The organism is Achromobacter sp. DMS1 (assembly GCF_001270295.1).
Genome location: NZ_LHSJ01000094.1, coordinates 1 through 14,043 on the forward strand (window position 1 = coordinate 1; position 14,043 = coordinate 14,043).

General features: G+C 66.4%; 14 protein-coding genes and 1 pseudogene. 1 reads left to right on the plus strand and 14 read right to left on the minus strand.

Features of this window, described 5'->3' with window-relative positions:
• Positions 1-38 precede the first annotated feature (38 nt).
• The 13 genes and pseudogenes from AD428_RS12785 to AD428_RS12845 form a co-directional block, all read right to left on the minus strand.
• Complete coding sequence (locus AD428_RS12785) at positions 39-653, minus strand: hypothetical protein (RefSeq protein ID WP_053245416.1); 615 nt, start codon at positions 651-653, stop codon at positions 39-41.
• 199 nt (positions 654-852) lie between these two features.
• The gene (locus AD428_RS12790; protein ID WP_053245417.1) at positions 853-1,278 is read right to left on the minus strand and encodes a F0F1 ATP synthase subunit epsilon; all 426 of its coding nucleotides are present in this window, start codon (positions 1,276-1,278) and stop codon (positions 853-855) included.
• Between the two features lie 9 nt (positions 1,279-1,287).
• Positions 1,288-2,688 (minus strand): F0F1 ATP synthase subunit beta, encoded by a 1,401-nt coding sequence (gene atpD, locus AD428_RS12795; protein WP_053244702.1) that lies wholly within the window; start codon positions 2,686-2,688, stop codon positions 1,288-1,290.
• A gap of 43 nt (positions 2,689-2,731) precedes the next feature.
• Positions 2,732-3,637, minus strand: a complete 906-nt coding sequence (atpG, locus tag AD428_RS12800) for a F0F1 ATP synthase subunit gamma (RefSeq protein ID WP_053244703.1) — start codon at positions 3,635-3,637, stop codon at positions 2,732-2,734.
• 97 nt (positions 3,638-3,734) lie between these two features.
• The gene (gene atpA, locus AD428_RS12805) at positions 3,735-5,276 is read right to left on the minus strand and encodes a F0F1 ATP synthase subunit alpha (RefSeq protein ID WP_053244704.1); all 1,542 of its coding nucleotides are present in this window, start codon (positions 5,274-5,276) and stop codon (positions 3,735-3,737) included.
• A 28-nt stretch (positions 5,277-5,304) separates the two neighbouring features.
• Positions 5,305-5,844 (minus strand): F0F1 ATP synthase subunit delta, encoded by a 540-nt coding sequence (locus tag AD428_RS12810; RefSeq protein WP_053245418.1) that lies wholly within the window; start codon positions 5,842-5,844, stop codon positions 5,305-5,307.
• A gap of 12 nt (positions 5,845-5,856) precedes the next feature.
• Positions 5,857-6,327 (minus strand): F0F1 ATP synthase subunit B, encoded by a 471-nt coding sequence (locus AD428_RS12815; protein ID WP_053245419.1) that lies wholly within the window; start codon positions 6,325-6,327, stop codon positions 5,857-5,859.
• 138 nt (positions 6,328-6,465) lie between these two features.
• Positions 6,466-6,708, minus strand: coding sequence for a F0F1 ATP synthase subunit C (gene atpE / locus AD428_RS12820; RefSeq protein ID WP_003815363.1), 243 nt, complete (start codon positions 6,706-6,708; stop codon positions 6,466-6,468).
• 117 nt (positions 6,709-6,825) lie between these two features.
• Positions 6,826-7,707, minus strand: a complete 882-nt coding sequence (gene atpB / locus AD428_RS12825; protein WP_053245420.1) for a F0F1 ATP synthase subunit A — start codon at positions 7,705-7,707, stop codon at positions 6,826-6,828.
• An 84-nt stretch (positions 7,708-7,791) separates the two neighbouring features.
• Positions 7,792-8,220 carry an ATP synthase subunit I gene (locus AD428_RS12830; protein WP_053245425.1) on the minus strand — a complete coding sequence of 143 codons (429 nt, stop codon included), beginning with the start codon at positions 8,218-8,220 and terminating at the stop codon, positions 7,792-7,794.
• Between the two features lie 375 nt (positions 8,221-8,595).
• The gene (locus AD428_RS12835) at positions 8,596-10,167 is read right to left on the minus strand and encodes a DUF1254 domain-containing protein (RefSeq protein WP_053245426.1); all 1,572 of its coding nucleotides are present in this window, start codon (positions 10,165-10,167) and stop codon (positions 8,596-8,598) included.
• Positions 10,168-10,458: 291 nt separating this feature from the next.
• A pseudogene (locus AD428_RS12840) lies at positions 10,459-10,884 on the minus strand (transposase); the annotation flags it as partial.
• 220 nt (positions 10,885-11,104) lie between these two features.
• Complete coding sequence (locus AD428_RS12845) at positions 11,105-11,881, minus strand: enoyl-CoA hydratase (RefSeq protein ID WP_053245422.1); 777 nt, start codon at positions 11,879-11,881, stop codon at positions 11,105-11,107.
• 30 nt (positions 11,882-11,911) lie between these two features.
• Here AD428_RS12845 and AD428_RS12850 point away from each other — a divergent pair, with 30 nt between their 5' ends.
• Positions 11,912-13,693: a M61 family metallopeptidase gene (locus AD428_RS12850; protein WP_053245423.1), complete on the plus strand. Its 1,782-nt coding sequence runs from the start codon at positions 11,912-11,914 to the stop codon at positions 13,691-13,693.
• Positions 13,694-13,717: 24 nt separating this feature from the next.
• Here AD428_RS12850 and AD428_RS12855 read toward each other — a convergent pair.
• Positions 13,718-14,043, minus strand: a 326-nt coding sequence (locus AD428_RS12855; RefSeq protein ID WP_304438947.1) for a nucleotide-binding domain containing protein, incomplete at its 5' end; no start/stop codon positions are given.

Below are 14,043 nucleotides of genomic sequence, written 5' to 3' on the forward strand. Positions count from 1 at the left end.
CGCCCGGTCCGTGCGCATCCGGCCCACTCGGCCCCGGTTCATATGGCCCTGGCGGATAGGCGCCCGGGAAGTGAATTTCCGGGGTATGAGTGCCCGGGACATGAGTTCCTGGAACATGCGCTCCCTGGGCATGGGCGCCATAGCGCGGCGGCGCCGGCTCGCGCACGCCCCGCCCGGCGCCGCAGGCAAACCGGGTCAAGTCCGCGCCATCGCGGCGCGGGCCGGCCGGCAGAAGCCGGGCGGCCGCCCGCCCAACGGCCGAGCCGCACGCGCAGGTCCTCCGTGCATGCCGGCTCGGTGACGAAGTCGGCCGCGCCCAGCGCCAGCAGGTCTTCGATGGCGGGCGCCTTCAGCTCCCGCACCAGCAACAGCAGGGGCGTGTCCAGGCGCCCCTGGCATTGGGCCAGCGCCGTGCGCGCCCAGCCGAGCGAGGGCGCCGAGACGGGAAGCAGGCAGCTATCGTAGCGTCTGAGCGCCACGGCGAGCCGCGCAATGGCGTCCGCCGGCCCGGACGGCGCGCCGTCCGTTGCGCCCAGGTCTACCGCATGCAGCCGCACGCGGGGCAACAGCGGCTGCCGCCCCGCCATCCATGCCCGCATGGCCCCCACGTGGGCGGGCGCGAGCAGCACGCCGCAATCCAGCATTTCGCGCATGCTCCTGGCCTCCTATTCCGTATGAACAGCGGCAAGGCTACGCCGCGCGCCGCGCCGCATCCATTCGTGGATCACGCATTGCGGCAGGCCGCAGGGGCATCGCCCCGGCGGCGGGTCGGAGCCGCAGCGGCCGCATGGCGCCGCCGCGAAAGCAAAAACCCGCCACGAGGGCGGGTTCTTGCATGCCGCGAGGGCCGGCTCAGTGCGAGCGGCGGCCTTCGCGCAGCCGGCGCGCCGCCGCGGCCTGGGCCGCGAGCATGGCGAGCTCGGCTTCGACGACAGCGATGTCGGCCTTGTCCTTGGCGTTGCGCAGCGCCTCTTCGGCGCGCTTGCGCGCGTCCAGGGCGCGGGCCTCGTCGAGGTCGGCCGCACGGATGGCCGTGTCGGCCAGCACCGTCACGCTGCCCGGCTGGACTTCCAGGATGCCCCCGGCGACGAAGATGTTTTCCTCGCCTTGGTCGGCACGAACGATCTTTACCGTCCCGGGGCGTATGCGCGAAATCAGCGGGGTGTGGCCAGGCAGGATGCCCAGCTCGCCCGCCTCGCCAGGCAGCACCACGAACTTCGCCTCGCCGGTGAAGATCGCTTCCTCTGCGCTGACGACATCCACATGCAGGGTAGCCATATCGGTTCCTTATTGCAGTTTCTTGGCCTTCTCGAAGGCTTCGTCGATCGAGCCGACCATGTAGAAGGCCTGTTCCGGCAGCGCGTCGCACTCGCCGTTCACGATCATCTTGAAACCGCGGATGGTCTCGGCCAGGGGCACGTACTTGCCGGGCGAGCCGGTGAACACTTCGGCCACGTGGAAGGGCTGCGACAGGAAGCGCTGGATCTTGCGCGCGCGCGCCACGATCTGCTTGTCTTCCGGCGACAGTTCGTCCATGCCCAGAATCGCGATGATGTCGCGCAGTTCCTTGTAGCGCTGCAGCGTCTGCTGCACGCCACGGGCCACCTGGTAGTGCTCTTCGCCCACGACTTGCGGGTCGAGCTGGCGGCTGGAGGAATCGAGCGGGTCCACGGCCGGGTAGATACCCAGGGCGGCGATGTCGCGCGACAGCACCACGGTGGAATCCAGATGCTGGAAGGTCGTGGCGGGCGACGGGTCGGTCAAGTCGTCGGCGGGCACGTACACGGCCTGGATCGAGGTGATCGAGCCCGTCTTGGTGGAGGTGATGCGCTCCTGCAGCTTGCCCATTTCTTCGGCCAGCGTCGGCTGGTAGCCCACGGCGGAAGGCATGCGGCCCAGCAGCGCGGACACTTCGGTGCCGGCCAGGGTGTAGCGGTAGATGTTGTCCACGAAGAACAGGATGTCGCGGCCTTCGTCGCGGAACTTCTCGGCCATGGTCAGGCCAGTCAGCGCCACGCGCAGGCGGTTGCCCGGGGGTTCGTTCATCTGGCCGAACACCATGGCGACCTTGTCCAGAACGTTCGACTCTTCCATTTCATGGTAGAAGTCGTTACCTTCGCGGGTACGCTCGCCCACGCCGGCGAACACCGACAAGCCGCTGTGCTGCTTGGCGATGTTGTTGATGAGTTCCATCATGTTCACGGTCTTGCCCACGCCGGCGCCGCCGAACAGGCCCACCTTGCCGCCCTTGGCGAACGGGCAGACCAGATCGATCACCTTGATGCCGGTTTCGAGCAGTTCCACGGAGGGCGACAGCTCGTCGAAGGCCGGCGCATCCTGGTGGATGGCGCGCTTTTCGTCGCTTTCGATGGGGCCGGCTTCGTCGATGGGACGGCCCAGCACGTCCATGATGCGGCCCAGCGTGCCGGCGCCCACCGGCACCGAGATCGGGGCGCCCGTGGCGGCGACCTTCATGCCGCGGCGCAGGCCGTCGCTGGAGCCCAGGGCGATGGTGCGCACCACGCCGTCACCCAGCTGCTGCTGCACTTCCAGCGTCAGGCCCTTCTCGGCGAACGAGGAACCCTCGTCGACCAGGGTGAGCGCTTCGTAGATCTTGGGCATGTGATCGCGGGGGAACTGAATGTCCACCACGGCGCCGATGCACTGAACGATGGTTCCGTTGCTCATGTCGATTCCTTGCTTGATAGCTTTTGACGGGATGCCCCTCGCCTCAGACGGCGGCGGCGCCCCCTACGATTTCCGAAATTTCCTTGGTGATCGCGGCCTGGCGGGTCTTGTTGTAGACCAGCTGCAGATCGCCGATGACCTTCTTGGCGTTGTCCGACGCCGCCTTCATGGCGACCATGCGGGCCGACTGCTCCGAAGCCATGTTCTCGGCCACGGCCTGGTACAGAAGGCCTTCGACGTAACGCTGCAACAGGTCGTCGATCACGCTACGAGCGTCGGGTTCGTAGATGTAATCCCAGCTGTATTGCGTCTTCAGCTCGGCGGCCGGCGCCAGGCTTTCGGCGCCCGTCTGGAACGGATCGTCCAAACCGCTGGCCAGCGGCAGCAGGCGCAGGAACACCGGCTCCTGGCGCATCGTGTTGACGAAGCGGGTGGTCGCGACGTACAGCGCGTCGATGCGGCCTTCCAGGTAGTCGTCGAGCTGCACCTTGATGGCGCCCAGCAGGCGGTCGAGCTGCGGCTTGTCGCCCAGTTGCACTTCCTGCGACACCAGCTTGGCGCCGATGCGGGTCAGCACGCCCAGGCCCTTGTTGCCCAGCGCGGTCGCCTGCACGGAAATGCCGCGCTGCGCGAATTCCCTGAGCTTGGCCAGCGTCACGCGGGTGACGTTGGTGTTCAGGCCGCCGCACAGGCCCTTGTCGGTGGTCACCAGGACCACGCCGACCGCCTTCATTTCGCGTTCGACCAGGTACGGGTGGCTGTATTCGGGGTTGGCCTGCATCAGGTGCGCGGCAATCTCGCGCACCTTGTTGGCGTACGGACGTCCGGCGCGCATCCGCTCCTGCGCCTTGCGCATCTTGGATGCGGCGACCATTTCCATCGCCTTGGTGATCTTGCGCGTGTTTTGCACGCTCTTGATCTTGGTTCGGATTTCCTTGATTCCGGGCATTGCGCTTTCCTGTGAAGACTGGCCGATGAGGCGGGGCTTGCGCCCCTCCTCATCCGAAGGACGGGGCGCACGCCGCGGCGCGCGCTCCGTCACTTACTTAAAAAGCACCGTGCTTCTTGAAATCCTGGATGGCGGCGGACAGTTCGGCCTCGTCATCCTTGGACAGTTCCTTGGTGTCTTCGATGCGCTGGACCAGGGCGGCGTGCTTGGCCTTGAGCTGATCCTTGAGGGACTTCTCGAAAGCCAGCACCTGGCCGACTTCCACGTCGTCCAGATAGCCGTTGTTCACGGTGTACAGCGTGACGGCCAGTTCCCAGACCTGCTGCGGCTGGTACTGGGGCTGCTTGAGCAGTTCCACCACGCGCTTGCCGCGCTCGAGCTGGCGACGGGTGGCATCGTCCAGGTCGGAGGCGAACTGCGCGAAAGCGGCCAGTTCACGGTACTGCGCCAGGTCGGTACGGATGCCGCCCGACAGCTTCTTGATGACCTTGGTCTGGGCGGCGCCGCCCACGCGGGACACCGAAATACCGGCGTTGATGGCCGGACGCACGCCCGCGTTGAACAGGTCGGTTTCCAGGAAGATCTGGCCGTCGGTAATGGAAATGACGTTGGTCGGAACGAAGGCCGACACGTCGCCCGCCTGGGTTTCGATGATCGGCAGCGCGGTCAGCGAGCCGGTCTTGCCCTTGACGGCGCCGTTGGTGAACTTCTCGACGTACTCTTCGTTCACGCGAGCGGCGCGCTCCAGCAGGCGCGAGTGCAGGTAGAACACGTCGCCCGGGTAGGCTTCGCGGCCCGGCGGACGGCGCAGCAGCAGCGAAACCTGGCGGTAGGCCCAGGCCTGCTTGGTCAGGTCGTCGTAGACGATGAGGGCGTCTTCGCCGCGGTCGCGGAAGTATTCGCCCATCGTGCAGCCGGCATAGGGGGCCAGGTACTGCATGGCCGCCGAATCCGAAGCCGAGGCGGCCACGACGATGGTGTATTCCATGGCGCCGTGCTCTTCGAGCTTGCGGACCACGTTGTTGATGGTCGACGCCTTCTGGCCGATGGCGACGTACACGCAGGTGACGCCCTTGCCCTTCTGGCTGATGATGGTGTCGACGGCCACGGCGGTCTTGCCGGTCTGGCGGTCGCCGATGATCAGCTCGCGCTGGCCGCGGCCAATGGGCACCATCGAGTCGATGGCCTTGATGCCGGTCTGCAGCGGCTGCGACACCGAGCGGCGGGCGATGACGCCAGGCGCCACCTTCTCGATGATGTCGGTTTCCTTGGTGTTGATCGGACCCTTGCCGTCGATGGGCTCACCCAGCGTGTTCACCACGCGGCCCTTCAGCTCGGGGCCGACCGGCACTTCCAGAATGCGGCCGGTCGTCTTGACCTGGTCGCCTTCGGACACGCCGGTATAGTCGCCCAGAATCACGGCGCCGACAGAGTCGCGCTCGAGGTTCAGCGCGAGGCCGTAGACGTTGTTGGGGAATTCGAGCATTTCGCCCTGCATCACGTCGGACAGGCCGTGGATGCGGGTGATGCCGTCGGTCACGGAGACGACGGTGCCCTGAGTGCGGACATCAGCCGAAGCGCCCAGGCCCTCGATGCGGCTCTTGAGCAGTTCGCTGATCTCGGAGGGATTGAGTTGCATAATGACTCCTGGAATCCTGTAAGTTGCCTCAAGCGGCGAGCGTGTCCCGCATGCGGGCCAATTGGGCTTTGACGGAAGTATCGAGCACCTGGTCGCCGACCGACACGCGCACGCCGCCGATCAACGACGGGTCGACCGTGACGGCGGGCTTGATCTTGAGACCGAATTTGAGTTCGAGCGCGGAGACCAGTTCTTTGACCTGAGCTTCGCTGAGTTCGAACGCGCTGGCGATTTCCGCCTGCGCCGTGCCTTCGCGACGATTCTTCAACGCCGTGAACTGCTCGGCGATGACGGGCAAGAGGAGCAGCCGGCCGTTCTGCACCAGCAGCTCGATGAAATTGCGGGCGGCCTGGGGAAGCTCGCTCTTGAGCAGGCCGCTGAAAAGCTGCACGCGCTGCTCGTCGCCCAGGCGCGGATCGGACATGGCCTCGCGCACATCGGGATTGGCGGCAACCTGCGCCATCTCGCTCACCAGGTTGGCCCAGGCCTCGAGGCCGGCCTTGTCGTCGCACGCTGCGCCGAAGAGCGCTTCGGCGTAGGGACGGGCAACAGTGGAAAGTTCAGCCATGGCGTTCCCGGATCAAAGCTGCGCCTTGAGCTGGTTGAGCAGCTCGGCGTGAGCGCGGGCGTCGACCTCGCGCTTGAGGATTTGTTCTGCACCCTTGACGGCCAGAGCGGCGACGTCATCGCGCAGCGCATCGCGGGCACGCTGGACTTCCTGAGCGGCATCCTGCTCAGCCCGGGCCACGATGCGGGCGCGCTCGGCTTCCGCCTCGCGGCGGGCCTGTTCGATCAGCGCGGCAGCCTGTTTCTCCGCCTCGATCAGACGGGCGTGGTTTTCAGACTTGGCAGACGCCTCGATCAGACTGATACGCGCCTGGGCCTGAGCCAGATCGGCCTTGCCCTTCTCGGCGGCGGCCAGGCCGTCGGCGATTTTTTGGCGGCGCTCGTCCATCGCCTTCGTCAGAGGGGGCCACACGAATTTCATCGTGAACCAGCCCAGAACGAAGAACACGAGCATCTGGAAAATGATCGTCGCGTTCAGATTCACGGTCGTTCCTTTAACACCTTTCGGCCCCACCACGGCATCATGCCGCACGGAGCACTCGATACTTTGCCGACAGGCGACGGGTTGTTCGGCCCGTCGCCGCCGGCGTCATGACCCGCCTCTTCGCCGGCGGGCAGTGCCTTAGCCGACGAACGGGTTGGCGAAGGCGAACAGCATGGCGATACCCACGCCGATCAGGAACGCCGCGTCGATCAGGCCGGCCAAGAGGAACATCTTGGTCTGCAGAGCGTTCATCAGTTCAGGCTGACGAGCCGAAGCTTCCAGATACTTGCCACCCATCAGTGCGATGCCGATGCAAGCGCCGATGGCGCCCAGACCGATGATAAGACCGCAAGCGAGAGCGACGAAAGCGACGTTGGTCATGACAACTCCTTGGTTAGAAATCTGAAGTCAAAAATTAAGGAATAAGGGTACAGCTCAATGCAAGAGGATCTTGCCATCCGGCGCCGGCCGCTGGGCCGTCGCCGGAAATCCGGGGGGTCAGTGTCCTTCGTGGGCCTGGCCGATGTACACCAGCGTCAGCATCATGAAGATGAAGGCCTGCAGCAGGACGATCAGGATGTGGAAGATCGCCCACACCGAGCCGGCCAGGACCTGGCCGATGCCCAGGCCGACGCTGGTGGCGTTGAAGCCGGTCCAGGCGCCGCCCAGCAGGGCGATCAGCATGAACACCAGTTCGCCGGCGAACATGTTGCCGAACAACCGCATGCCCAGCGAGACGGACTTGGCGGCGTATTCGATCAGGTTCAGCAGCAGGTTGAAAGGCGACAGCAGGATGGCGCCCACGCCGTGCGCATGGAACGGGGCCGTGAAGAGTTCTTTGACGAAACCGCCCGGATGCTTGATCTTGATGCCGTAGTAGAACATCAGCAGCAGCACGCCCAGCGACATGCCCATGGGCACGTTCAGGTCGGCGGTGGGCAGAATGCGGTGGTAGTAGAGGGGATCGCCGTGGTGCGCGCCCAGGCCGGTCCAGCGCCAGATGGAGGGCAGCAGGTCGACGGGCAGCAGATCGAGCGCGTTCATGAGCACGATCCAGAGGAAGACGGTAAGGGCCAGCGGCGCCACGAACAGGCGGCTCTTGGCATTGTGGACGATGCCCTTGGCCTGATCGTCGACCATGTCGACGATCATTTCGACGAAGGCCTGGAAGCGCGAGGGAACGCCGCTCGTGGCGCGGCGCGCGGCGCGCCACAGGAAGAAGATGACGACCAGCCCGGTCAGGGCGGACCAGAACAGCGAGTCGTAGTTGATGACATTGAACTGAGCGATAGCGCTCTGCTTTTCGCCGATATTGTTCAGATGCACCAGGTGGTGCTGAATATATGCGGACTGAGGCGACACGTCGCTGGCAGCAGCCATTTGAATCCTACCCTATTTGCTGTATGCCCGAACCCTTGCGGATCCCGGCGATTCCACGATTTCGTTTGCCGCAACTGCTCGGCGCTATGACAACTTGCGGAACATCATTAGCAGGAGATAGCCCTTCAGGGTGAGTATCAGCCCCAGCAGCGCGGCGGGCCATGACAGCCAGCCCTGGGCGACACGCGAAAGCAGCCACAACAGCAGCGCCGTTGCGAACAGCTTGATCAACTCACCGAAGAGAAAGGTAAAGGGACTGGCCTTGCCGGTCCGCACGCTGACAACCAGGCGCAATGCAAACAATGCATTGGGTAAGAAATACGCTACCGCCCCCGCCAGCGCCGACAGACCTGCCGCCGCCCCTCCGACAACCCCCGCAATTACCGCCGCCGCGAGCCCCATGGCGCCCTGCGCAGCCAAAGTCAGCAGCAGTCCGCGCAGAGCCTGGGCATTCAGCGCCGCGCGATCCGCGTCGGTGAACTCCCTGGGACGATGCTCCTCGTGTTGCGGCATCAGGCTTTCTCCCACCTTGTGCTGCATCGCGTTCTGCATCGGCCAGCCCCGGTTTCCTCGCTCCTACCTGCTGAAACGGCGCGTTATTTTACCGCCAGATCGATCCATGAATTTGCCGGCTTTTGTCACCGCGCCCGCTCCGTCCTCTGGTGCAAACCAAAGCCAGAGAATCAGACAGAAGTCGAAGACAATTCCCGGCGGAAATTCCTGGCGCCACCCGTCGGCAAAGGCGCTATGTGTTCTAGTCCCGCAAGCGTCAAACCCGCAGAGTATAGCGTGATTCTTTTTGGACGGGCAAATTGCTTTCGGCCCGTTGTAAGGCGCCGCGGCACGCCAAAAAGGGGACGCGAATCCGCGTCCCCCCGGCGCCCGCGATCAGTCTTCCTGGACCGGCGGCGGCGCCCAGAGGCCGTCCAGCGCGGTGTTCTTCGGCCAGTACAGCCGCATGCTGAGCAGGAAGGGCCCGTCGGCCGTCGGCGTGGGCAGCCAGTTCGAGCGCTTGCTGTCGCCCGGGTCCGAGCGCCGGATGTAGATGTCGAGCGACCCGTCGCTGTTGTATTTCAGGTCGTCGGTGCTGCGGATGACGTAGCGCTTGGCCGCGTTGTCCGCGAAGTTGTGCTTGTCGTTGTACAGATGCAGCGACCAGAACGCGTTCACGGGCGGCAGCTGCCCTTTGTCGAAATGCAGCACGTAATCCTCGTCGGCCTGCAGCGGGTCGCCGTCGGCGTCGGAGACGGTCACCGGGTACAGCACATCCTCGGGCGTGGGCGCGCCCAGGCCCGCATAGGCGATGGCCGCGCGCCGCGTGTAGTCGGCGCCGTAGGTGCCGATGCCCGTGAGCACGGTGTTCCAGCCGTTCATCGGCGTACCCAGGCGCCAGACGCTGTCGGCGATGCGGCGGCCGGCCACGGGCTGCGCATCCGTGAGGGCCTGCTGCACCGCCGGGCTGAGGCGCGCATAAGAGAACGGCGCGCGCGTGTCCAGCCCGATGCGGCGCATGCGCTCCAGCATGGGCGTGTCGTTGGCGTGCGGCGGGTTGTTGCGCAGCACGTCGAAAAACAGCCCGAAGAACGTGGCCGCGTCCAGACTGGCCGCCTGCTCGGCGGGCGTGCCCGCGGGGAGCTGGACCGGCGTCGGCATGGGCACGTCGCTGCCGATGGGCGCCGTGCCTATGCCCGAACCCGTCATGGGATACGGCGAAACTCCGCCGCGGTGACGGGCCGGCCTGGACGAAGCCGAAGCCGCGGCCGGCGCCGCCATGGGCGTGGCCGTCATGGCCGACTGGATCTGATTCACGGCCGCATAATCGGACGGACTGCCCGTCTGGGTCCAGCCCAGCAGCCAACCCGTGGAGGTGGGGCTGTGTATCACATCCATGCCCGCCGGCGGCGTGCCCTGCCAGCCCGGCCCCACCAGCAGGAACGATTGCGCACCCGGCCCGTTGGTGCGGGTGCCGCGCGAGGCGAAGACGTCGCTCCACATGTCCAGCGCGGACAGCACGGTATAGCGCCCGCCCGTGTCGGGCAGGCGCACGACCAGCGGCGTGCGCGATACGTCGAACCACAGGCTGGAGTACAGGGTGTCGGCGCTGGGCCAGGGCGTATCGGTCGCCTGCGGATCGGGGAAGGCCGCCTTGTGGCCGAACTGATTCATGGGCGCCTTGCCGTCCAGCGGCGTCTGCACGGCCGTGGCCTGGCGGCGCGCCAGCTCCATCAGCACCATGGGATAGGCATACACATACGCGTCGACCGCGGTGTCGCGCAGCTCTTCCTCGCTCATGGGCGCGGCGGCGGGCGCGCCGCCGGGCTGATAGGGAGTCTCGGACACCAGACGCAGCGACGGCTGCGGCGCGGGGGGCTGCGCGGAAACGGCGGCAGCGAAGCAGACGCCCAGCGCTCCGGCAAGGGCGGCCGCGGGCCAGCGGCGGGTGGCAATGAAAGTACGCATGCAGGGCTCCTTGTTCATTTTGTTGGCAAGCAAGCCGCCGCGCGGATCCTGGGATGCGCGGCACCTTCAGTTATCACGCCCAGCCAGCATAGGACCGAAGCATGAAACAAGGTGCATTTCAAACGTTTCAAGGCGCAACGATTCCGTCCGGCCCGCGCGCCGCGCAAATGAAAAGAAATCTATGGTCAGCCCGATTTTTGCCAGGTTTCTTGCCAGGCCGTCGAGCCGTTTATGTCTGCACGTACTCGCGTCGCAAGACCAGGAAGTGACAGCGTAAAACGGTGATGAAGGTCAGGCTGCGCCAACCGCCTGCTCACTTCGGTCGTGCGTTCCGTTGGCGAGGATGGCCCAGGCTATCCTCGCCAATTTGTTGGCCAGCGCGCAGGCCGCCACATTCGAGTGACGCCTTGCCGGCAGCTCGCGCACCCGGATGCCGAGTCGATCCGTGCGCCGCCCGATGCGTTGCATGACCGCTCGTGCGCCTTGCACCAACAATCGTCTGAGATTCTTGTCGCCGCGCTTGCTGATACCCAACAGCGTGGGTGTGCCGCCCGTGCTGTACTGGCGAGGCGCCAAGCCCGCCGAGGCGGCGAACTGGCGTGCCGAGCCGACTTGCCGCGCATCGCCCGGTTCTGTCATCAGCACGCTCGCCGTGATCGGCCCGATGCCGGGGAGTTCCGGGAGCCGCTGGCCGCGCTCAGCCTCGCGCAGCCGCTGGCGCGAGCACTTCTTGCGAAACACCACTCTGCCGGTCGCGTCCTGCCCGTGCAAATGAAAGCCATGCTTGCCCAGATCAATGCCAATTAGCGTGACGGTGTTCATGAGAGGGCTCCCAGAAAGACCGATCCCCACTCAGCGTACCGCTTCGTGGGGATCGGGCTGACCGTCTCATTAGCGCCCCTGGCGGGGCGCTGACGGCCGGACAGGCCGCGACGGCTCAACGATGCTTGAAGTCGGGCTTGCGTTTCTCGGTGAAGGCGGCCATGCCCTCCTTCTGGTCTTCGGTGGCGAACAGCGAATGGAAGACCCGGCGCTCGAACAGCAGCCCTTCGTTGAGCGGGCTTTCATAGGCGCGGTTCACGCATTCCTTGGCCATCATGACCGAAGGCAGCGACATCGACGCAATCACGGCGGCCGCCTCCAGGGCTTCGTCCAGGAGCTTGTCGGCCGCCACCACGCGCGACACCAGGCCGGCGCGCTCGGCTTCTTCGGCGCCCATCATGCGCGCCGTCAGCACCAGGTCCATGGCCTTGGCCTTGCCCACCGCGCGCGGCAGCCGCTGCGTGCCGCCCGCGCCGGGAATCACGCCCAGCTTGATCTCGGGCTGGCCGAACTTGGCGGTGTCGGCGGCGATGACGATGTCGCACATCATGGCCAGCTCGCAGCCGCCGCCCAGCGCATATCCCGCCACCGCGGCGATGACGGGCTTGCGGATGCGCTTGAGCGTTTCCCAATTGCGGGTGATGTACTCGCTGCCGTAGACGTCCATGTACGACCAGTCTTTCATGGCGCCGATGTCCGCGCCGGCGGCGAAGGCCTTTTCGCTGCCCGTGATGACGATCGCGCCGATGTCCGCATTGGCCTCGAAGGCCAGCAGCGCCGCGCCCAGCTCGTCCATCAGCCGGTCATTCAGCGCGTTGAGGGCCTTGGGACGGTTAAGCGTCAGCAGGCCGACGCGCCCGCGGGTTTCGACCAGCACAAACGACTCGCTCATTGATGTCTCCAGCAATATGAAAGTTAAGATATGAACATGGAAAAAACTCCCCTACTTTACTGCCTCTGGCCGCACGATCCGGCAGGACATCGCTACCGGATTACCCTGACCGTGCCCTCCCCCTCGCCCGAGGGGCAGCGGCTGTCCATGCCGGCCTGGATTCCCGGCAGCTATCTCATCCGCGACTTCTCCCGACAGGTCGAATCGCTCGCCGCCCACGCGGGCGGGCGGCGCGTGCCGGTGCGGAAGTTGGACAACCACACCTGGCAGGCCGCTGCCTGCGACGGCCCGCTGCGGGTCGAGTACACGGTGTACGCCTGGGATCTTTCGGTGCGCGGCGCCCACCTTGACGAAACCCACGGGTTTTTCAACGGCACCAGCGTGTTCCTGCAGGTGCACGGCCAGGAACACCTGCCCTGCCTGCTCGATCTGCAGCCGCCGCGCGGCATCGCGGGCTGGAAAGTCCACACCAGCCTGCCCGAGGCGCGCGGCCATGCCGGCGCGGCGCGGCGGCATGGTTTCGGCCTGTACCGCGCGCCCGACTACGACGCGCTCATCGACCATCCGGTCGAAATGGGCACGCCGCAGGTGGCCCGCTTCACGGCGCACGACGAACTGGTTTTCACCGGCGTGGCGCCCAATCTCGATCTCGCGCGCATCGCGCAGGACGTGCGCCGCATCTGCGAAACGCAGATCGCGTTCTTCGAGCCGCGCAGCCGGCGCGCCCCGTTCCTGGACAGCGCCGACCGCTACGTCTTCATGACCATGGTCACCGGCGACGGCTACGGCGGCCTCGAGCACCGGGCCAGCACCGCCCTCATGACCTCGCGCAAGGACCTGCCCGTACTGGGCCAGAAGGGACAGGGCGAAGGCTACCGGGGCTTCCTGGGGCTGGTCAGCCACGAGTACTTCCATACCTGGAACGTCAAGCGCATCAAGCCGGCCGCCTTCGTGCCCTATGACCTGTCGCGGCCGGACCTGACCCGCCTGCTGTGGGTGTTCGAAGGCTTCACGTCGTACTACGACGACCTGCTGCTGCTGCGCTCGGGCGCCATTACGCGGGCCGACTACCTGCGGATGCTGGGCAAGACCATCACCAGCGTGGCGCGCACGCCGGGTCGCGCCAAGCAGTCGGTGGCCGAAAGCTCGTTCGATGCCTGGACCCGCTACTACAAGCAGGACGAGAACTCGCCCAATGCCCTGGTGAGCTATTACACCAAGGGCGCGCTGGTGGCCCTGGGACTGGACCTGCTGATACGCCGCGACACCGCCGGCGCGCGCTCGCTGGACGACGTGATGCGCCTGCTTTGGCAACGCTACGGCCGCGGCTTCTACGCGCCGGGCGCGAAGCAGCAGGGGCTGCCCGAAGATGGGCTGCCCGGCCTGGTCGAAGAGGCCACGGGCGTGGACGCGCGCCGCTACATCGCCCGCCACGCCTACGGCACCGCGGACGTGCCGCTGGCCGAACTGCTGGCGCCGCAGGGCGTATCGCTGCAATGGAAGCCCGCCTCCAACCTGCCCTCGCTGGACGCGCGCACGCGCAAACAGGGCGACTCGCTCGTGCTGGCCACCGTGTTCGAAGGCGGCGCGGCGCATCGGGGCGGCCTGTCGGCCGGCGACGTGCTGGTGGCCATCGACGGGCTGCGCGTGGATGCGCCGGCGGGCCTGGAATTGCTGCTGGCGCAGTACCGGCCCGGCGACCGGGTGCGGGTGCACGTATTCCGCCGCGACGAGTTGCGCGCATTCGACGTCAGGCTGTCGGCGCCCGAGCCCCTGGACTGCGTACTGTCCGACGCCGCGCAAGACCAGTGAGCCCGGCGCGGCGCGGGCGGCGCGCTACGCCTGCCCGCCGCCCGCGCCGAAAGCGCGGGTGAAGAAATCCCGCGCGCCGAAATTGCCCGACTTGAGGGCGATGGAGATGTCGGCCCCCGCCGCCCGGGCAAGCCCGGCGCACCAGGGCACGCCGGGGTCGATCTGCTCGCCGATGGCCATTTGCTGCAGGTCCAGGGCCTGCACCACCGCTCCCGAGGTTTCGCCGCCGGCCACGATGAGCTGGCGCACGCCGCGCCGCACCAGGCCCAGCGCGATGCGCGCGATGGCGTCTTCGACCAGGCTGCCCGCGCGCTGCGCGCCCAGCTCCGCCTGGGCCGCCTGCACGGCCT